This window comes from Janthinobacterium sp. CG_23.3, assembly GCF_046115965.1.
Lineage (GTDB): Bacteria > Pseudomonadota > Gammaproteobacteria > Burkholderiales > Burkholderiaceae_D > Janthinobacterium.
Window position 1 is genome coordinate 1 of sequence record NZ_JBJXIB010000017.1, and the last position, 19,348, is coordinate 19,348.

A 19,348-nucleotide genomic window follows, 5' to 3' on the forward strand; every position below is an offset into this window, starting at 1 on the left:
GGGGCGGTTTTGGTGGCATGCACGCATGATGCGTTATCCACGATTCGTTTACAACAACTTTCTACGCTGTACGCTCAGGCTGAATAGTCACAATAAAATTTAATCAGCAATCAAAGACGAACATGTCAAAAAAAATTCAAGCCACAGCCGTTTTCCATACTAGCGCCGTATTGCTCACTTGCTTATTGGGCGCGTTTTCTTCCGTTGCCAGCTCCGCGCAAGCCCCGGGTGAATCGGTTTCGATGGAATTGGAACCCAATCACAAGGTCAAATTCGACAACGGCAAAGTGCGCATGTATGAAGTGAATTTGCCTAACGGCAATGCCACTTTAATGCACGAGCATCGGGAAGATAATTTCCTCGTCGTGTTCAAAAACGTCGACATTACCAACGACGTGCTTGGCGCAAAACCGGCAGCCGTTTCGTTCCCGGCCGGATCGGTACGTTTCACATCAACGGCGAAGGGCGAATATTCCCACCGCGTCATCGTTTCCGGCGAAAAGCCCTTGCACCTGGTTGCAATGGAGTTGTTATCGGCGGCGCCGGCTACACCCGCGGCGGCGGCGCCGCGTCGAGCCGCACCATTTACACTCGCGATGGAAAACTCGCGTGCCCGCGTCTACAAGCTGACGCTCGCCCCCGGCGAATCGACCGAGTCGTTCATCCGTCCGGCAGGCTCGGCTCTTTTCGCCATTTCCGCTGGACGTCTGCGCGAAAAAACGGATAAAAATCCCGACCGGCTGTGGGATTTTGAATCGGGCAATTTCAAATGGTCCGAAACCAGCGAGAAGGTTTCATTAAAAAACGAGAGCGCGGTTCCGGTTGACATGGTGGAAATTGACGTTTTTTAAATGAGAAACGGCGCGCACGGTTGGATAAAATACATTCATTTTAATGAGAATGTAAGTTACTATGCGTTCCGCTCAATCAGCAAGGGAGTTATTCCGGCGCGACCACCGGTGGCCGGCTATTACTCCCTCCCTTTAATTCAGAAAGGTGTCTGACGGCGCCGCTGGATTCCAACATTAAGCAGCACCATTCATACCAGGAGCACATATGTTAGTTCTTTCCGCATCCTTCACCGCCCGGCCCGACGCCGCCCCGGCCTTACTTGAACTGGCAGCAATGCTCACGCCGCTATCGCGCGCCGAGCCGGGTTGCCTGCGTTACGACTTCCTGCAGGCGCCGCACGAGCCGAACCAATTCATGTTTTTTGAGCTGTGGAAGAGCCGTGCCGATCTCGATGAACATTTCGACACGCCGTATTTCAAAATACTGGCGGAAAAGCTGCCCTTCCTGATCGAAGGCGAAGCAGACTTGTTGACGTATGAAACACCGGGCCCAAAGCCAGCCTTCTAAAAGAAGAAGTTTCCGCCCAAGGCAGGCGGATGAGCCAAGCACGCGGCACAGGCGCGTCGGATTACGGTCCGGTCGCCATTGTGCCCGTTGGCCATGACGCCGCAGTCCGAGGCGCGCGGCGTGCGGCGTGCGGCACCCAGTGCCCACATCTCGATATTCCACACCGTACTCGACAAATCAAGACATGAGACTTCTTCACACCATGCTGCGCGTTGGCAACCTGCAGCGATCCATCGATTTCTATACCAAGGTCATGGGCATGCTGCTGCTGCGCACCACCGAGCAGCCGGGGCAGGACTACACGCTGGCCTTCCTGGGCTACGGGAACAACCCCGACCACGCCGAGATCGAACTGACCTACAACCACGGCGTCGAGCACTACGAATTGGGTACGGCGTACGGGCATATCGCCATCGAGGTGCCCGATGCGTATGCCGCCTGCGAGAAGATCCGCGCCAACGGCGGCGCGGTCGCACGCGAAGCCGGCCCGGTCAAAGGGGGCGACACGGTGATCGCGTTCATCACCGATCCCGACGGCTACAAAATCGAGTTGATCGAACGCAAGCCGTCCATGTAGGGTACTGTATTGGCGAGCTGCCGGGCGCGCGGAAACACTCCCGCGCCCCCGGCAGCTTACTTGCGGCCGCCGCGGGCGGCGCCGGTGCCGGCGCCGCCGCGCGTCGATTTGGCGCCCGGCTTGCCGGCGGGCGCGGGCGCGGCCGGCTTGGCCTTGCTCTTGATGGTCGACAGGATCGACGGCCGGATTTTCGATTCGACCGCCGTCACCTTCGGCGCGGCGGCGGTGCCGCCGAGCGCGATGCGGCTCTTGCCGACCGGCGCCTTGAACTTGTCGGGCGTGCCGGCGCCGGACGTCTGGCGGCTGCGTTCGCCCGCCGCCAGGCCGCCGGACTCGGACGAGGTCCAGGCCGGAATCAGGTGCTTGTCGCTGTTACCGATCAAGTCGCCGCGGCCCATGCCAACCAGCGCCTCACGCAGGATCGGCCAGTTGGCCGGGTCCTGGTAGCGCAGGAAGGCCTTGTGGGTGCGGCGGATCTTGCCGCTGCGGGCCGTTTCCACCACTTCCGAATCGGCCGTCACCTTGCGCAGCGGATTCTTGCGGGTGTGGTACATCGTCGTCGCCATCGCCATCGGCGTCGGCATGAAGGTTTGCACCTGGTCGAGCTTGAAGTCGTTTTTCTTCAGCCACAACGCCAGGTTCAGCATGTCGAGGTCGGTGGTGCCCGGATGCGCGGCGATGAAGTACGGGATCAGGTATTGCTTCTTGCCCGCTTCGAGCGAGAAGCGGTCGAACATTTCCTTGAACTCGTCGTAGGCGCCGATGCCCGGCTTCATCATCTTCGACAGGGTGCCTTCCTCGGTGTGCTCGGGGGCGATCTTCAGCAGGCCGCCGACGTGGTGCGTGACCAGTTCCTTCACGTACTCGGGCGAGCGCACGGCCAGGTCGTAGCGCAGGCCGGAGCTGATCAACACTTTCTTGATGCCGGGAATCGCACGGGCCTTGCGGTACAGAGAGATCAGCTTGCTGTGGTCGGTGCCCAGGTTGACGCAGATCGACGGGTAGACGCACGACAGGCGGCGGCACGACACTTCGATCTCCTTGTCCTTGCAGGCCAGCCGGTACATGTTCGCGGTCGGGCCGCCCATATCGGAAATAGTGCCGGTGAAGCCTTTGGTCTTGTCCCTGATATGCTCGATTTCGCGCAGGATAGACGGCTCGGAGCGGCTCTGGATGATGCGCCCCTCGTGCTCGGTGATCGAGCAAAAGGTGCAGCCGCCGAAGCAGCCGCGCATGATGTTGACCGAGAAGCGGATCATTTCCCAGGCCGGGATATGCGCCTTGCCATAGCTTGGATGCGGCGCCCGCGCGTAGTTCATGTCGTAGACGCCGTCCATCTCGTCCATCGCCAGCGGCAGCGGCGGCGGATTGATCCACACGTCGCGCTCGCCGTGCGCCTGCACCATCGCGCGGGCGTTGCCGGGGTTCGATTCCAGGTGGAACACGCGCGAGGCGTGCGCGTACATCACCGGGTCGTCCTTGACCACGTCGTAGGCCGGCAGGCGCACCACGGTCTTGTCGTGCTGCTCCTTGGCCAGCGCCTGGCGCTCCTCGCGCGACATGATGCGGATCGGCTTGATCACCTCCGGCGCGCCCTGCGCGTTGTCGGTGGCGCAGACGGTCTTGTCTTCCTGCGCCATGGCGTAGGGGTCGTGGTGGGCGTCGACCTTGCCGGGCACGTCGACCCGGGTCGAATTGGCGACCGACCAATCGTCGGCCGGCAACCAGCCAGGCGGCGCCATGAAGGCGGTGCCGCGCAAGTCGCGGATGTTCTTGATGTCCTCGCCGGCGGCGAGGCGGTGGGTCAGGTCGACCAGCGCCCGCTCGGCGTTACCGAACAGCAGAATATCCGCCTTCGAATCGGGCAGCACCGAGCGGCGCACCTTGTCGGACCAGTAATCGTAGTGGGCGATGCGGCGCAGCGACGCCTCGATGCTGCCGATGACGATCGGCGTGTCCGCATACGCCTCGCGGGCGCGCTGGGCGTAGACGGTCACGGCGCGGTCGGGCCGCTTGTTCGGCTCGGCGTTGGCGGTGTAGGCGTCGTCGGAGCGGATCTTGCGGTCGGCCGTGTAGCGGTTGACCATGGAATCCATATTGCCGGCGGTAATGCCGAAATACAGCTTCGGCTTGCCCAGCACGCGGAAGGCCTCGGCCGACAGCCAGTCCGGCTGGCTGATGATGCCGACGCGGAAGCCCTGGGCCTCCAGCAGGCGGCCGACCAGGGCCATGCCGAAGCTGGGGTGGTCGATGTAGGCGTCGCCGGTGACCAGGATCACGTCGCAGGTATCCCAGCCGAGCGCGTCCATCTCGGCGCGGGACATCGGCAGGAAAGGCGCAACGGCAGCGCGGGCAGACCGTTTAGGAACGGTCGCAAATAAATTGGTAGGGGAGCTCATATGGGACGAATTGTACCGGAAATGTCAAGCCGTGGCCCGGACCGGCGTCGTTTCCGCGCCAATTTTACGAAAAAAACGTTTATTTTTCAATCACTTGTGAAGTTAACCCAAGAAAAAAGGCGGCCCGGCCCGGTGGCGCAAATGATGTTTGCATTTTGTTATTTTGCCGACTATAACGAATGCAGGGCCACCTTTACCGGGAGATCACCATGCGACGCAGACTCTACTTTATGTTACCCAGCGTAGCCAGCGGCCGCGCCATGCTCGACGAATTGCTGCTGGCGCGCATCGAGGAGCGCCATATGCACTTCCTGGCGCGCGAAGGCACCTTGCTGCCCGACATGCCCGACTTGAACGCGCTGCAAAAGACCGACCTGGTACACGGCGCGCAACTGGGCATGCTCATCGGCGGCGTGGCCGGGCTGGGCGCCGGCATCTTCCTGGCGCTGTTCCCGCCCGACGGGCTGACCCTGCGCACGGTGGCGATCTTGATCGCGGCGCTGGGCGGCGCCATCTTCGGCGCGTGGGCCTCGGGCATGAACGCGGCGGCGGTGCCGAACTCGCGCCTGGCGCGCTTTAGCGCGCCGATCGCCGCCGGCCAGGTATTGCTGATCGTCGACGTGCCGGTGCGGCGCGTGAAGGAAATCGAGGAAATGATCGAAAGACGCCATCCCGAAATCAGTTTCGGCGGCGAGGAACCGCCGATGCTGGCGTTCCCGTAGTGGCTGTCGTAGCGCTAGAGCTAGCGCTAGCGATGGCGGGGCCGGCGGCCCCGCCGCTATGCTGGCGGCTTAGATGCCCATGCTGGACAGGATATTGCCCAGCTCGCGCAAAGCCGGCTCCAGTTGCGGATGCTTGACCGCGAACTTGGCCGAGATTTCCTGCGTCCGTTCGGCCAGGCCGTAGGTGGTGCTGTCCTCCGCGTCGGCGACGCGCTTGTCGAGCAATTGCTTGATGTCGCCGTCCAGCTGCAACAGCAATTCCTGCAGCTCTTCATCGACGGGACCGGTGACCGCCAATTTCGCGTGCAGGTTTTTTAACGATGCCTTCAGATTGGTGTCCATGCTTTTTCCAGTCAATTGGTAAACTGCGTGCCGAGGTAGAGCTGTTCCACCTTCGCCCTGGCCCACGGCGTCTTACGTAAAAATTTCAGGCTCGACTTGACGCTCGGGTCACTGATAAAGCAGTTGATGTCGATCCGCTTGGCCAGCTCGGCCCAGCCGTAATGCGCCTGCAGCCGCGTTACGATCGCTTCCAATGTCACGCCGTTCAAATCTTGCTCGTTCATAGTTCCATCTTACTCATATTTATTGATAACGCCCATACCGCTGAAGTACTAGTTTGCCAAAAATCCATCGCCGCGCGACATGTCGCGGCGGCGCCGAGTTGCCGCCGCCCCGCTTAAAACCAACGGCGCAGAGCCGGGGTCGGACTCTGAGGGTCTGACCCCGGACTCACGCCTCTGGTTTACTTGCCGGCCAAACCACGGCGCTCCAACAAGGCGTCGACCTTGGCGTCGCGGCCGCGGAAGTTGCGGAACAACTGCAGCGCGTCATTGGTGCCGCCGCGCGCCAGCAGCTTCTGGCGGAACCAGTCGCCGTTCTTGCGCTGCAGGCCGCCGTTTTCCTTGAACCAATTCACCGATTCCGCGTCCAGCTTCTCGCTCCACAGGTAAGCATAATACGCGGCCGAGTAGCCGCCCGAGAAACTGTGCGAGAAATAGGTGGTGCGGTAGCGCGGCGGCACCGGCGCGAAATCGACGCCGGCCTCCTTCAGCGCCGCCGCCTCGAACGCCAGCACATCGCTCGGCACTTGCGCCGGCGTCAACTGGTGCCAGCGCTGGTCGACCAGCGACGCGGCCAGATACTCGGTGGTCATGAAGCCCTGGTTGAACTTCTTCGCGCCCGTCACCTTGTCCAGCAACTCCTTCGGCATCGGCGCGCCGGTCTGGTAGTGCTTGCCGTAGTTTTGCAGCACTTCCGGCCACAGCGCCCACATTTCGTTGACCTGCGACGGATACTCGACAAAGTCGCTCGGCACGCTGGTGCCGGCGAAGCGCGGATAGGTCACGTCCGAAAACATGCCGTGCAGCGCGTGGCCGAACTCGTGGAACAGCGTGTTGACCTCGTCGAAGGTCATCAGCGTCGCCTCGCCGGCCGGCGGCTTGGGAATGTTCAAGTGGTTGCCCACCACCGGCAGGTTGCCCAGCAGCTTGGACTGCGACACGTACTCGTTCATCCAGGCGCCGCCACGCTTGTTGCTGCGCGCGTAAAAGTCGGCGATGAACAGCGCCAGCGGCTTGCCATTGACGTCGATGACGTCGTACACGCGCACGTCCGGGTCGTAGACCGGCAAATCCTTGCGCTCCTTGAAAGTGATGCCGTACAGCTTGGTGGCGGCGAAGAAGACGCCGTTGTTCAGCACGCTGTTCAACTCGAAATACGGCTTCAATTGGTTTTCGTCGAAATTGAAGCGGGCGGCGCGCAACTTGTCGGTGTAAAACGCCCAATCGGCCGCGCCGACCTGGAAACCGCCCTTTTCGGCGTCGACGATGGCTTGCAAATCGGCCGCCTCGCGGCGCGCGTTGGCGGCGGCCGGCTTGGCCAGATCCGCCAACAGGGTGTTGACGGCCAGCGTGGTCTTGGCGGTCTGGTCTTCCAGCGCGTAGGCCGCGTAGTTCGGATAACCGAGCAGGGCCGCGCGTTCAGCGCGCAGCTTGGCCAGCTTGGTGACGATGGCGCGGTTGTCGAACTCGCCGCCGCGGCTGCCGCGCGCCATCGACGCCTCCAGCAGGCGCTGGCGCACCGCGCGGTTGCTCAGCACCGCCAGCGGCGCCTGGCCGGTGGTGTTGGTCAACGCGATGACGAACTTGCCGTCCAGGCCGCGCGCCTTGGCGGCGGCGGCGGCGGTGTCGATATCGCTGGCGGTCATGCCGTCGAGCTCGGCGCGGGTGTCGACCACCAGCCCCAGCGCATTGGTTTCCTTCAACACGTTCTGGCTGAAGGCGGTCGCCAGCGCGGCCAGCTCGCCGTTGTAGACCTTGAGTTTTTCCTTGTCGGCGGCGGACAGCTTGGCGCCGGCGCGCACGAAATCGGTGTGGTAGCGTTCCAGCACGCGCTTCGCCTCGGCGTTCAGGCCCAGCTTGTCGCGCTTGGCGTACAAGCTGTTAACGCGCTGGTACAGCTTGGCGTTGAGCAAAATGCTGTCGCTGTGGGCGGCCAGCTTCGGCGACAGGTCGCGCTCGATGCCTTCCAGCGCCTCGTTGGTGTTGGCGCCGGACATGTTCTCGAACACCGGGCGGACCTGGTTCAATAGCTGGCCGCTGCGTTCGAGCGCGACGATGGTGTTGTCGAAGGTGGCCGGCTTGGGGTTGTTGGCGATCGCCTCGACTTCGGCCAACTGGCGCCGCATGCCCTCGGCGAACGCCGGCGCGTAGTGCTCGTTGGTGATCTGGTCGAACTGCGGCATGTGGAAGGGCAGCGGGCTGGCCTTGAAGAAGGGGTTGGCGGCTTCGATCATGGCGGCGGGGGCCGCTGGCGCGGCGTGGGCAACATGGGCCAGCAACATACTGGCGGCAAGGACGAGCATTTGAGGACGGACCATAGCATCTTTCATGGGGACTACAACGGAGGTCGCGATAGTGTCGAACTATGGCGGGCTAAGCGCCAAATCATAGCAGCACGACACCATTGCGTCACCAGCAACGATGGAAATGGACGCGGCGATCACCTGCAATGCCTGCCCAGCGGATCGCAGGCTAAGGCGAAGCATTGGAAAAGCAGCAGCCCCCAAACCATTCCCACTCCCAAACCCGTCCAGTGCGCCACCAAGCTAAGGTCTGGATTACCGGAATCTGGGGCAGCAATCTACATCAGTACAGTGGCCACTATTTATTGCACAGTCCGCCCCATAGTCCGGCCGGATTCGTCCAATGTCTCTTCTAGCAAGCGCCGTCCAGCGCCTGCGCCGCCGCGATCAGCGCCGCGGCATGTTCGATTAACTCCAGCACGAAGCCCTCGGTGACGTCGAGGTCGCCCTCGTATTCAGCCAGGTTGCGCTTTTTGTGAGCTTGGTCGAGCAGCAGCCAACGCGCCGGCGCCCAGCCCAGCGTGTGCTCCAAACACTGGAACACCAGGTAGCGATTGTCGCTGCGGTAGCCGCGCGCGCGCAGCGCCGCCAATGCGCCGGCGTGCGCGGCGTTATAGGCCAAGTCGAAGCGGCTCTCCAGCGACAGCGTCGCCTGCCGCGCGTCCAGCAGGCGAACCGCGGCCGAGCGCAGCAGGCCGGCGCGCTCTCGCGCGTCAGGCGGCTCCGCCTTGAGCTTGCCGATGCGCGCCAGGTTCGCCAGCGCCGCCGAGCCGGTTGATGTCATGTTCGCTTCCTTTGATGAACATTTTTGGCTGTTCCAACACGCGCAGCATGAAGGACTTGCCATCGCGTACCCGCTGCGCGAACTCCTCGGGAGTATACAAGGTCGGGTTTACCACGCGCCCCAATTGGGCGTGGGCCGGCAGCAGCGTGTCGAGCAGCTGCGCGTTCGACGACGGTACGCCGACCACCATCAGGTCGACGTCGCTACCGGCGTGTTCGCCACCTTTGGCCAACGAGCCGTAGACGAAGGCCAGCTCGATTTGCGGCCACAGCGGCTGCAGCGCAGCCCGCAGCACGTCGGCCACGCCGAAGGTCTTCACGACAATGGCGCGCAGCTCGGCGAAGATGGGCGCTTCGTGGTTGGCCTGGTAATGCTTCTGGTTGCCTATCCGGCGCACCGTCACCAAGGCGGCCCGCTCCAGCCGGGCCAACTCGCGCTGCACCGCGCCGGACCCGCAGTCGGCGAGCTGGATGATTTCGTTGGCGTAGAAGGAACGCTGTGCCTGGCCGAACAACACCGCCAGCACCCGTTGTTGCGTTTTCGTGAATAGCGCGTCTGTATAAATACCCATAATGGGTATGTTAATACCCATTATGGGTATTGTCAAACACCAGGCTAGATGACGACGAACAGCCGGCAAAATCCGGGGCGCCGGCCGGTGAAACACAACGGAAACCGGATTAGGCGTCAACACGACCAAAAATGTGGCAGGTTGAAGTCGTATGACCATTCTGTTGCACCTCAACCCTCAGCCGGCATCAGCCTGGCTGCGCCAGCAGGCGGCGAATGGTCGCTTCGGTTTCCCCGTACTGGCCCTCGCCGAAGTGCGAATAGACGATCTTGCCACCCTTGTCGATCAGGTAGGTCGCCGGCCAGTAGCGGTTGTTGTAGACGCCCCATGTGGCGTAGCGGTTGTCCTGCGCCACCGGATATTGGATGTCGAAGCGTTTCAGCGCGGCCGTGACGTTGGCGGTGGAGCGCTCGTGCGGATATTCCGGCGTGTGCACGCCGACCACCACCAGGCCCTGGTCCTTGTACTTGGCGTGCCAACTTTTCACGTGCGGCAGCGTGCGGATGCAGTTGATGCAGGTATAAGTCCAAAAATCAACCAGCACCACCTTGCCGCGCAGTTGCTGCATGCTCAAAGGGGCCGAGTTGAGCCAGGTGTCGATGCCGGTAAATTCCGGCGCCGCCACCGGGGCGGCGGCTTGGGCGGCAACGGCGCCGGCCAGCGCGGCCGTGGTCAGCAGGGTTTTCATCAGTGAGAGCATGTCAAAGTCCTTTCAGGGTTAACGATACGTCGGCGAGCCAGGCGTATGCCAGCACGTCGTATTGGAAATAGATGGCGCAGGCGCTTAGCAGCACCAGCAGGCCGAAGAACTGTTGCAGCCGCCCGGTGTGGCGCGCCAGTTGGCGCACCCGGCCGCGCATAAACTGGCCGCCGTAGGCGATGACCAGCATCGGAATGCCGGCGCCTACCGCGTACAGCAACAGCAGCAGGGCCGACCAGCTGACGTCCTGCGCCCGCGCCACCAACGCCAGGATCGAGGCCAGCACCGGGCCGGCGCAGGGCGTCCATACCGCGCCCAGCGACATGCCCAGCAGGAAGCCGCCGGCCTTGCCCGGCCCGGCGTTGCCGCCGCCGGCGCCCAAGCGCTGCAAGGGGCCGTCCACGCGCGCCATCAGCCAACGGTACGGCCGCGGCCACAGTTGGAACAGGCCGGACAGGGCCAGCATGGCGATGCCGACGTTGCGCAGCGCCTCGTGGGCCAGTTCAATACGGCTGGACACCACGCCCAGCAGCATGCCCAGCGCCGCGAACGTCAGCACGAAGCCGGCCACGATGAACAGCGGGCGCACGCGGCTCGATTGCGCCACCGCCGTGCCGAGCAGTATCGGCAGTATCGGCAGTACGCAGGGCGAGGCGATGGTGATGACGCCGGCCAGCAGGGCCAGCGGCGCTTCGATCAGGTTGTGCATGGTGGAACTCCGTGAATGCATTGGGATGGGAGTATTGGAACCGGCCAGCGTATCTGCCGTGTGTCTCCCTGCCGCCTCAGTGCAATGTTTTGTATCAGGCCCGCGGGCGGATACACGATGATACAAAGCGCGCGCCAACTTCGGCTATAACGCAGGCATTGCCCAGCAAGGCGTCCCGTATGTTGAAGCACTTGTTCGGCGTTTTGTTCATCGCGTATCAGTAGTGTGTCAGCCGCAGCCAACGCGCATTCGCCGTGGACGAGCATGGCTAGGCGGCTCCGCCTCGTCATTGGGGCGATGCCCGTAGACGTACAATACGAGCAGATATTTGAACGATGTTCAACTTCCCGCATTCTCTCCACCACTGCGACCGATTGCTTAAAAGGCGGCCATGCTCAGCTATACACGGACCATCCACACCATCGACGCGCACACCGGCGGCGAGCCCCTGCGCATTCTCGTCTCCGGCATGCCGCCGGTGCCGGGCGCGACCATTCTCGACAAGCGCGCCTGGCTGAAGGCTATCGTCGGCAGCAGTGTCGAGGTGCGCGTCACCGACACGCTGCAAGTCGGCGCCTTCGACGCCGCGATCACCGAAGTGAGCGGCCACGCCCACATCGCCGGCTTCAACCAGTGGGTGCTGGAAGATTCCGATCCCTTCCCCACCGGCTTCTTCCTACGCTAGGCGCATTCCATGCAACTATTCGATCCCACTCACACGGCGGCCGCGCTGCCCTATTCCAGACTGGTCCCGGCGCTGGCGCTGGCGGCGCAAGAACTGGCCGCCAAGGCCATCCTGGCGCCGGAACGGCTGGTCGTCCCCGTCGACGCCGCCAGCGTGCTGTTGTGCATGCCCGCCGTCGCCGCCGACATCAGCGTGACCAAGCTTGTGACGGTACACCCGGACAACGCCCGCCACGCGCTGCCGGTGATCCAGGGCGAGGTCGTGGTGTTCGACACCGCGACCGGGCGCCGGCTGGCCCTGCTGGACGGGCCGACCGTGACGGCGCGCCGCACCGCCGCGATGACGCTGCTCGGCATCGCCACCCTTGCCCCGTGCAGACCGGCGTCCGTGCTCATCATCGGCACCGGCGCCCAAGCCGCGGCGCACGTCGACGCGCTGGTACAGTTCTTCGGCGTGGCGCGCTTTTGCGTCGCCGGTACCAGCGCGGCCGGCGCGCAGGCGTTTTGCCAGGCTTTGCGCGGGCGCCACGCCGGCGTCGAGGCCATTGCGCTGGAGGCCGCCTCGCTGCGGCACGAGCTGCCGGAAACGGACGTCGTGATTGCGCTGACGACATCGAAGACGCCGGTGATTCCAGTCGATGTTGGCGCGCATACGCTGGCGGTCGGCGTCGGCGCATTCAAGCCCGACATGGCGGAGTTTCCGCCGGAACTGCTGCGGCGCCGGCAAATCGTGGTCGACGACCTCGCCGGCGCACGGCACGAGGCCGGCGACTTGATCCAGGCCAAGGCCGACTGGAACGGCGTCGTCGAACTGGCGGCGCTGCTGTCCGGCCAGCGCCCGCGTCCGGCGCTCGTGCCGGTTTTCAAGACCGTGGGACAGGCGGCGTGGGACTTGGCCGCCGCCCGGGTGGCGCTCGGCGGATAGGCCCGCCCGGCGGCCGGTTACCGCGGTGATTAATAGTGCGGCGGCTTGTCGTTGACGGGGTTCGCGCCGCCGTCGGAATTGTCGCGGATGCGCTGGGCCAGCGCGCCGCACATCGCCTCCAACTTGTTTATGCGCTTTTGCTGTTCGTAGACCAGCTGGTTCAGCGATTCGACCATGTCTTCCTGGTGCGCCAGCTTGATTTCAATGTCGATAAAACGGTCTTCGTTACCCACGGCGTGCTCCTGGCGATAAAGCAGGCATTTTAACGCTACGCGGTCGCGGTAGCTTGCCAATTATGCTGGAAGCAGCCCTCCGCCGGCCTCTGCGCCAGCGCTATTCCAGATAAACGCCGCCGCGGACGATGATGTCGTCGAGCGCTTGGCAATACATGGCTTTCTTGCCGATCATCTTGGCGTTCGCGCCGTGCGCTACACTTTCGGCGCGGCCAACAGCGCCTTCATGCGCGCCAGGCGCTCCTTCGGCGAAATGGTCTCGGCCTCGGTCGGCACGGCGTCGCCGACGTCGAGCTGCATTTCCTTGATGAAGCGCGAGACGTCGCAATGGACCTGCTCGCCGGCGCGCTTGCGCTTTTTGCACCAGGTGATGCGCAGCGTGCGCTGGGCCCGCGTGATGCCAACGTACATCAGGCGCCGCTCTTCCTCGATGCGCGCGCCCATGCTCTCAGCCGGCGCGTCCGGGTCGCCCTTGTGCGGCAGGATGCCCTCTTCGACGCCAACCAGGAAGACGTGCGGAAACTCCAGCCCCTTCGAGGCGTGCAGCGTCGACATGCGCACCGCGTCGGGCTCCTCGTCCTGGCCCTCCAACATGGTCATCAGCGCCACCATCTGCGTCAGTTCCAGCAGGTTTTTCTCCGGCCCGGACTTGTCCTTGCCGCCGCAGCCGCGCTCCTTGAGCCACATCGTGAAGTCGAGCACGTTCTGCCAACGGCTTTGCGCCTGGCGGTCGTCGAAGCAGTCGTACAGATACGATTCGTAGTTGATTTCCTTCATCATGTCGTCGAGCACGGCGGCGGCGTTCTCGCCGCTGCCGGACGGGCCGGGGCGGCTGGCGCGCGACTCAAGCTGGTTGATGAAGGTGCAGAACTGGCGCAGCGGCAGCAACTGGCGGTCCGGCAACAACGCTTCCAGGCCGCCCTTGAAGGACGCCTCGAACAGCGAGCAATTCCATTGCTTGGAAAACGCCCCCAGCACTTCCAGCGTCGACATGCCGACCCCGCGCTTGGGCGTGGTGACGGCGCGGATGAAGGCCGGGTCGTCGTTTTCATTGGCCAACAGGCGCAGGTAGCTGATGATGTCCTTGATTTCGGCTTTGTCGAAGAAGCTCTGGCCGCCGGAAATCGTGTACGGGATGCGCTCCTTGCGCAGGCACTGCTCGATGACGCGGGCCTGGTGGTTGCCGCGGTACAAAATCGCATAGTCGGAATACTTGTTCTTGCGCTCGAAACGGTCGGCCGAGATCATGATGGCGACCTGCTCGGCCTCCTGGTCGTCGTTCTGCATGCCCAGCACCTTGATCGGCTCGCCCAGGCCGTGCTCCGACCACAGCGATTTTTCAAACAGCTTCGGGTTGTTGCCGATGACGGCGTTGGCGGCGTTCAAGATACGCATGGTCGAGCGGTAATTCTGCTCCAACTTGATGACGCGCAGGTCGGGGAAGTCGACCTCCAGCGTCTTCAGGTTTTCCACGGTGGCGCCGCGCCAGGCGTAGATGGCCTGGTCGTCGTCGCCCACGGCGGTAAACATCGGTTTTTTGCCGATGCCGGTGACCATCAGCTTGACCAGCTCGTACTGGCAGGTATTGGTGTCCTGATATTCGTCGACCAGCAGGTAGCGCAGGCGCCGCTGCCAGCGGTCGCGCACCGCGTCGTTGTTGCGGAACAATTCCACCGGCAGACGGATCAGGTCGTCGAAATCCACCGCCTGGTAGGCCGACAGCGTCGCCACGTAGCTGCGGTAGATGCGCGCCGACTGGGCCTCGTCCTCGTCCTTGGCCTGGTGCAGCGCGGTGTCCGGGTCGATCAAGCCGTTTTTCCACAGCGACATGTCGTTCTGTATGCGCCGGATCAACTGCTTGTCGGTGGTAATCGCCAAGTCCTGCACCAGCGCAAAGCAATCGTCGCTGTCCATGATCGAAAAACGGTCCTTCAGGCCGACCCCGTTGGCCTCCTGGCGCAGGATTTTGACGCCCAGCGAGTGGAAGGTCGACACCGTCAGCTGCTTGGCCTGGCGCGGTTGCTTGAGCAGCTTGGCGATGCGCTCCTGCATCTCCAGCGCGGCCTTGTTGGTGAAGGTCAGCGCGGCGATCGAGCGCGGATCGTAGCCGCGGTCCTCGATCAGATGGGCGATCTTCTGCGTGATCACGCGCGTCTTGCCCGAGCCGGCGCCGGCCAGCACCAGACAGGGGCCGTCGAGGTAGGTCACGGCTTCGCTTTGCGGAACGTTCAGGCCGAACTGGGGTGCTGTGGACATCGGGAGGGGTTTTCGGGGACGGAGGACGACGCCCCATTGTATCAGCAGCAAAACCGCGCGCGCCAAGCTGGAGCTAGGTCAAGCGGCACCCGGCCGCCATTGATAAAATCGACGTTGGGCGGATATCCTCTACATTGAGCATGCCATTGAACAGGCAAATTGAGCGCTTTGCTAACGGCCCGGCGCGCCGGTGCGTTACCATTGTCCCCGACGGGCGCTGCGCGCTTCCACTTATTTGACGGCAATCCAATGAAATTTGAACACCTGATCGAGATTAACGACCCCATGAACCCGCTGATCGACACCCTCAGCGACCAGCAATTGTGGCGCGGCCTGGTGCTGCGCGCCGAGTCGCCCAAGCTGTTCGTGCCGCATCTGGACGAGTGCGAGATCAGCGCGCGCGACGACAGCGGCTTCAAGCGCAGCCTGCGCTACGGCGAGCTGGTCATCCAGGACCGCGTGCAGCTGTCGCCGCCGCACCAGGTGCGCTACGAGGTGGCGCCGCAGAAGGACATCAGCGCGTCGAGCCTGGTGATGACGATCGAGGCGCCGACCGCCGACACGCTGTGGGTGCGCTTCCAATACGACGACGGCCAGGACGAGGCGACCGACTCGGCCAACGCGATGTACAACGATTTCCGCCGCTCGGCCTACCAGGAGTCCGATATCGACACCATCCGCATCTTGCGCGAGCTGGCCGAGCAGGGCCGCCTGGACGGGCTGCTGAACTAGGCGAAGCGAGCGAGCGCCGCTGCGGAGCATGTCGGATTACGCTGCGCTCATCCGACCTACACGCTGGCCGAGCGCCCCCACAACTGGTCGAGCCGGAAACTGAGCGCCGCCTGGTCGCCGCCCAGCACCTCGCGAATCGCATGGCGGTCGATCTTGGTGTCGCGCCGCAGCGGCACGTCGAGCTTGCCGCCCCAGGGGTTGATCAGCGACAGCACGTGCGGCGTGGTTGAATTGAGCCCCTTGCGCGTGACGATGCCGATCTCGCCGCTGAGCAGCTTGACGAAGGTGCAGATCGGATAGATGCCGAGTTCGCGCAACAGCACCGATGCCAGTTGCGCGTCCACCGTTTCCTTCCCCTCCAGCAAAATGTCGCGTAGCGCCGCGTTCGGCAGCATGGCCTTGCGGTAGCTGCGCGCCGACACCCGGGCGCAGTAGCGGTCGGCCAGCATGACGATCTTGGCGGCGACGCCGATCTGCGCCGAGGTCTTGCCGTGCGGGTAGCCGGTGCCGTCCTCGTTCTCGTGGTGCTGTAGCACGCAGGCGAGCCAGTCCTCGTCGTCGACGCCGGCCGCCCGCAGCAGCGCGACGCCGGCCTGCGGATGCCCGCGCAGATAGGCCAGGTCGGCCCCGGCCAGCGGCGCCGCGGTGTGCTGGAAGCGCTCGTGGTGTTGCAGCATGCCCACGTTCATCGTCAGCGCGGCCAGGGCCACGCTCGCCACCCGCTCCGGCGGCATTTTCAGCGCGCGCGCCATGACCATCGCCACCACGGCGGTGTCGACGCTGTGGCGCGTCGCGTACTGGCCGACGTCCTGGTTGAGCAGGATGCAGGCCAGCGCGACGTCCTGGTCCACATCGATGGCATCGGCGATCAAGGAGACGACATCGTCGAGCTTCTCGCGCACAGTGGCCTGGCCGTTGAAGATATCGACGAGCGCCACGTGCAACTGCGCGCGCGCCAGGTTGAGCATGCGCAAGGTCGACGGCGGCTCCTGGCAAGTGCTTGGGACGGACCCGTCGTCGACCTCGATGAAGCCGCGTTCGAGCAATAAATCCATTTGCGTGTCGCTGGCCACCACATGGCCCCGCTTCACCAGCAAACCGCCGCTTTCACCGTGCACGTCCCATTGCAGCGGCTGCCCTACCGCGAGCTCGCTGGTGGTAATGCGTCGTATTTGTAGTGTCATCTCTGGTCCCGGCCCCGCCTGCGCTCGTGGCTGCGCTTATTTTTAAGATACGCCGCGGGGCAAGGTGTGCAATGTTTAATGATACTTACCCACAATCAATATTGTGTCGTCTCCAGATGATCGTCGAAAGCGGGGCCGGCGTCTACCCGCCCGTGTGTTTTACGCGCCGGGCGTGCAATCCTGACACAATTGCTCGGCGCCATCCTTGGACAAATGGCTGGCCAGCTCGCGCAGCGCGGTGCGCACGCCCTCCTCCACCACCGGATGGTAAAACGGCATGTCGAGCATGGCCGCCACGGTCAGCCCGGCCTGGCAAGCCCAGGCCAGCAAATGGCCGATGTGCTCGGCGCGCGGGCCGACCATCTCGGCGCCGAGGAAGCGGCCGCTGCCGAATTCGCCGTAGACCCGCAGCATGCCGCGGTTTTGCAGCATGACGCGGCTGCGGCCCTGGTTCTCGAACGACACCGCGCCGACCGCGAATTTGCCGGCGTGGCTGTCGCACAAGTCCCTGTGGCGCGCGCCGACGCTGGCGATCTGCGGTTCGCAGAAGGCCACCGTCAGCGGCGTGCGGCGCAGGCCGGGCCGCACTTGCGGGTAGCGGGCGGCGTTGTCGCCGGCGATGCGGCCCTGGTCGGCCGCCTCCGGCAAGATCGGCAGCTCGTCGTCGGCGTCGCCGGCGATGAAAATGGCGCTGTCGCCGCATTGCATGGTGCCGCCGTCATACAGCGGCACGCCGCGTTCGTCGAGCGCCAGCCCGGTCAATTCCAGGCCGAGCCGGCCGACGTTCGGGCTGCGGCCGATTGCCGCCAGCACATAGTCGAAACGCTCGCTGCGCTGCTTGCCGGCGCTGTCGACGCTGCTTACCAGCGCCGCCGCGCCATCGGCGGCGACGCCGGTGACGCGGGTTTGAAAGCGCAGGTCGAGCTCCTCCGACAAGGTGCGCGCGGCCGTTTGCAGCACCAGCGGATCGCTCAACTGGGCCACGCTGGAACCGCGCGCGAACAGCGTCACGCGCACGCCGAGACGGTGCAGCGCCTGGCCCAGCTCCAAGCCGATGACGCCGCTGCCGACCACCGCCACCGATGCCGGCAAATCGGTCCAGTCAAACACATCGTCGCTGATAATGACCCTATCGCCGGCCTTTTCCCAGTCCGGCGGCACGCTCGCGGTGGAACCGGTGGCGATCACCACGCTGCCGGCCTCGACCACGGTATGCTGGTCCACCTGCAGGCGGCGCGCGTCCAGGAAGCGGGCGTAGCCGCCAATTTTATCCTCGGCCGGAATGCCGTCTATGCTCTCCAGCACGAAGCCGACAAAGCGGTCGCGTTCGCTGCGCACGCGCGCCATCACCGCCGCGCCGTCGATCCGCGCCGGGCCGGCATGGACGCCGAAGGCCGGCGCGGCGGCCACGGCGTGGGCCGCCTCGGCCGCGGCGATCAGCAACTTGCTGGGCATACAGCCGACCCGCGCGCAGGTGGTGCCGTAAGGGCCGCCCTCGATCATGACGACGCGCTTGCCGCGGGCGCGCGCGGCCCGGTACGCCGTCATGCCAGCCGTTCCGCCGCCTATCACGGCGACATCCACTTGTATGGTCTTCATTGCATTTCCTTGTGTCAAGCCGCGTCGTAGCGCCGGTTTCCCCCGATGAATATTACTCTTTTGCGTTACATTACGTTTTACTTCCCGGCAACGATGTATTAGCATGGCTAATCATAAATAAATTTTATAAGCGCAGCTTATGCCACAGTTAGATTATCGGGCGCTCGCCGTATTGGAAGCGGTCGCCGGCCACGGCAGTTTCGAGAAGGCCGCGTTGGCCCTGGGCATCACGCAGTCGGCGGTATCGCAGCGCATCAAGGCGCTGGAAGACGCCAGCGGGCGGCTGTTGATCGTACGCGGCCAGCCGGCCGTACCGACCGGACTGGGCCAGCGCCTGATCGTACACCACCGCAACGTGAAATTGATGGAGGCGGCGCTCGACATCGACCTGGGCAACAGCGTCAGCATGCCGGAAATCGCCCTGGCGCTCGACGCCGACAGCCTGGCGACGTGGTTCCAGGACAGCCTGCCGGCGCTGCTGTCGCCGCCGCGCTGCCAGCTCGACGTGCGCCTGGCCGACAGCGACAGCGCGCTGCGGCTGGTGCGCGAAGGCAGCGTGTTCGGTTGCATCGCGGGCGCGCCCGAAGTGTCGGCCGACAACGCCGCCGGCACTAGCGTGACCGCGCTGGGCCTGATGCGCTACGTCTGCGTGGCCACGCCGATGTTTGCCGGACACTGGTTCGGCGACGGCTTTTCGGCCGAGGCGGCGCAACTGGCGCCGGCCGCCGTCAGCGACCGCCGTCTGCTGGCGCGCTTCCTGCATCAGGAACTCGACATGCGCGGCCAGTTTCCGCACCACACCGTGCCGGTGTCGGCGGCGCTGAGCGACTGCATCCTCGGCAGCATGGCCTACGGCTTGATACCGCAGAAGCAGGCCAACGCCGCGCTGGCCAGCGAACGCCTGGTGGATTTGCGACCGGGGCGCACGCTGGACGTGCCGCTGAGCTGGCACGCGTGGACGCTGGACGCGCCGTTCACCAAATTACTGTCGGAACAAATCATCGGCAGCGCGCGGCGCTACCTGGTACAGCCGGGGTAAAGTGACGTT

Annotated in this window: 20 protein-coding genes; 8 read left to right on the forward strand and 12 right to left on the reverse strand. The window is 64.1% G+C overall.

The window, feature by feature from the left end; genetic code table 11:
• Window positions 1–122: 122 nt before the first annotated feature.
• From ACFDR9_RS06695 to gloA, 3 genes are all read left to right on the forward strand, one after another.
• A complete protein-coding gene (locus tag ACFDR9_RS06695; RefSeq protein WP_409030496.1) occupies window positions 123–851 on the forward strand; it encodes a hypothetical protein in 729 nt (242 codons plus the stop codon).
• 205 nt (window positions 852–1,056) lie between these two features.
• Window positions 1,057–1,359, forward strand: a complete 303-nt coding sequence (locus ACFDR9_RS06700) for a putative quinol monooxygenase (RefSeq protein WP_081611925.1) — start codon at window positions 1,057–1,059, stop codon at window positions 1,357–1,359.
• Window positions 1,360–1,543: 184 nt separating this feature from the next.
• Entirely contained in the window at window positions 1,544–1,936 is a 393-nt protein-coding gene (gene gloA, locus ACFDR9_RS06705; RefSeq protein WP_409030497.1) for a lactoylglutathione lyase, read from the forward strand.
• 56 nt (window positions 1,937–1,992) lie between these two features.
• On the opposite strand, the gene ACFDR9_RS06710 is transcribed toward gloA, so the two are convergent.
• On the reverse strand, window positions 1,993–4,260 hold the full coding sequence (locus ACFDR9_RS06710) for a YgiQ family radical SAM protein (protein ID WP_409030498.1): 2,268 nt from the start codon (window positions 4,258–4,260) through the stop codon (window positions 1,993–1,995).
• A 305-nt stretch (window positions 4,261–4,565) separates the two neighbouring features.
• Between ACFDR9_RS06710 and ACFDR9_RS06715 the strand changes: the two genes are divergently transcribed.
• Window positions 4,566–5,057: a hypothetical protein gene (locus tag ACFDR9_RS06715; RefSeq protein WP_017878363.1), complete on the forward strand. Its 492-nt coding sequence runs from the start codon at window positions 4,566–4,568 to the stop codon at window positions 5,055–5,057.
• A gap of 69 nt (window positions 5,058–5,126) precedes the next feature.
• Here ACFDR9_RS06715 and ACFDR9_RS06720 read toward each other — a convergent pair whose 3' ends face one another.
• From ACFDR9_RS06720 to ACFDR9_RS06750, 7 genes are all read right to left on the reverse strand, one after another.
• Window positions 5,127–5,399, reverse strand: a complete 273-nt coding sequence (locus ACFDR9_RS06720; protein ID WP_017878362.1) for a DUF4404 family protein — start codon at window positions 5,397–5,399, stop codon at window positions 5,127–5,129.
• 11 nt (window positions 5,400–5,410) lie between these two features.
• Window positions 5,411–5,623: a VF530 family DNA-binding protein gene (locus ACFDR9_RS06725; protein ID WP_017878361.1), complete on the reverse strand. Its 213-nt coding sequence runs from the start codon at window positions 5,621–5,623 to the stop codon at window positions 5,411–5,413.
• 179 nt (window positions 5,624–5,802) lie between these two features.
• Entirely contained in the window at window positions 5,803–7,938 is a 2,136-nt protein-coding gene (locus ACFDR9_RS06730; protein ID WP_409030499.1) for a M3 family metallopeptidase, read from the reverse strand.
• Between the two features lie 337 nt (window positions 7,939–8,275).
• A complete protein-coding gene (locus ACFDR9_RS06735) occupies window positions 8,276–8,707 on the reverse strand; it encodes a hypothetical protein (protein WP_409030500.1) in 432 nt (143 codons plus the stop codon).
• Complete coding sequence (locus ACFDR9_RS06740) at window positions 8,637–9,278, reverse strand: nucleotidyltransferase domain-containing protein (protein ID WP_409030501.1); 642 nt, start codon at window positions 9,276–9,278, stop codon at window positions 8,637–8,639. Before ACFDR9_RS06740 ends, ACFDR9_RS06735 begins: the two co-directional genes overlap by 71 nt.
• Before the next feature lie 187 nt (window positions 9,279–9,465).
• A complete protein-coding gene (locus ACFDR9_RS06745; protein ID WP_409030502.1) occupies window positions 9,466–9,978 on the reverse strand; it encodes a thioredoxin family protein in 513 nt (170 codons plus the stop codon).
• Window position 9,979: 1 nt separating this feature from the next.
• Window positions 9,980–10,687, reverse strand: a complete 708-nt coding sequence (locus ACFDR9_RS06750; protein ID WP_409030503.1) for a cytochrome c biogenesis CcdA family protein — start codon at window positions 10,685–10,687, stop codon at window positions 9,980–9,982.
• A gap of 391 nt (window positions 10,688–11,078) precedes the next feature.
• Here ACFDR9_RS06750 and ACFDR9_RS06755 point away from each other — a divergent pair, with 391 nt between their 5' ends.
• Window positions 11,079–11,372, forward strand: coding sequence for a proline racemase family protein (locus ACFDR9_RS06755; RefSeq protein ID WP_409030504.1), 294 nt, complete (start codon window positions 11,079–11,081; stop codon window positions 11,370–11,372).
• A 9-nt stretch (window positions 11,373–11,381) separates the two neighbouring features.
• Window positions 11,382–12,296 (forward strand): delta(1)-pyrroline-2-carboxylate reductase family protein, encoded by a 915-nt coding sequence (locus ACFDR9_RS06760; protein WP_409030505.1) that lies wholly within the window; start codon window positions 11,382–11,384, stop codon window positions 12,294–12,296.
• A 29-nt stretch (window positions 12,297–12,325) separates the two neighbouring features.
• On the opposite strand, the gene ACFDR9_RS06765 is transcribed toward ACFDR9_RS06760, so the two are convergent.
• On the reverse strand, window positions 12,326–12,529 hold the full coding sequence (locus ACFDR9_RS06765) for a SlyX family protein (RefSeq protein ID WP_409030506.1): 204 nt from the start codon (window positions 12,527–12,529) through the stop codon (window positions 12,326–12,328).
• Window positions 12,530–12,724: 195 nt separating this feature from the next.
• Window positions 12,725–14,785: a UvrD-helicase domain-containing protein gene (locus ACFDR9_RS06770; RefSeq protein ID WP_409030507.1), complete on the reverse strand. Its 2,061-nt coding sequence runs from the start codon at window positions 14,783–14,785 to the stop codon at window positions 12,725–12,727.
• Window positions 14,786–15,034: 249 nt separating this feature from the next.
• Between ACFDR9_RS06770 and ACFDR9_RS06775 the strand changes: the two genes are divergently transcribed.
• On the forward strand, window positions 15,035–15,517 hold the full coding sequence (locus ACFDR9_RS06775; protein ID WP_017878350.1) for an SRPBCC family protein: 483 nt from the start codon (window positions 15,035–15,037) through the stop codon (window positions 15,515–15,517).
• Window positions 15,518–15,573: 56 nt separating this feature from the next.
• On the opposite strand, the gene ACFDR9_RS06780 is transcribed toward ACFDR9_RS06775, so the two are convergent.
• Both ACFDR9_RS06780 and ACFDR9_RS06785 read right to left on the reverse strand, forming a co-directional pair.
• Window positions 15,574–16,701: an HD-GYP domain-containing protein gene (locus tag ACFDR9_RS06780; protein ID WP_409030508.1), complete on the reverse strand. Its 1,128-nt coding sequence runs from the start codon at window positions 16,699–16,701 to the stop codon at window positions 15,574–15,576.
• Window positions 16,702–16,860: 159 nt separating this feature from the next.
• Complete coding sequence (locus ACFDR9_RS06785; RefSeq protein ID WP_409030509.1) at window positions 16,861–18,300, reverse strand: dihydrolipoyl dehydrogenase; 1,440 nt, start codon at window positions 18,298–18,300, stop codon at window positions 16,861–16,863.
• A 139-nt stretch (window positions 18,301–18,439) separates the two neighbouring features.
• On the opposite strand from ACFDR9_RS06785, the gene ACFDR9_RS06790 reads away from it, so the two are divergent.
• Window positions 18,440–19,339, forward strand: coding sequence for an ArgP/LysG family DNA-binding transcriptional regulator (locus tag ACFDR9_RS06790; RefSeq protein ID WP_409030510.1), 900 nt, complete (start codon window positions 18,440–18,442; stop codon window positions 19,337–19,339).
• Window positions 19,340–19,348 lie beyond the last annotated feature (9 nt).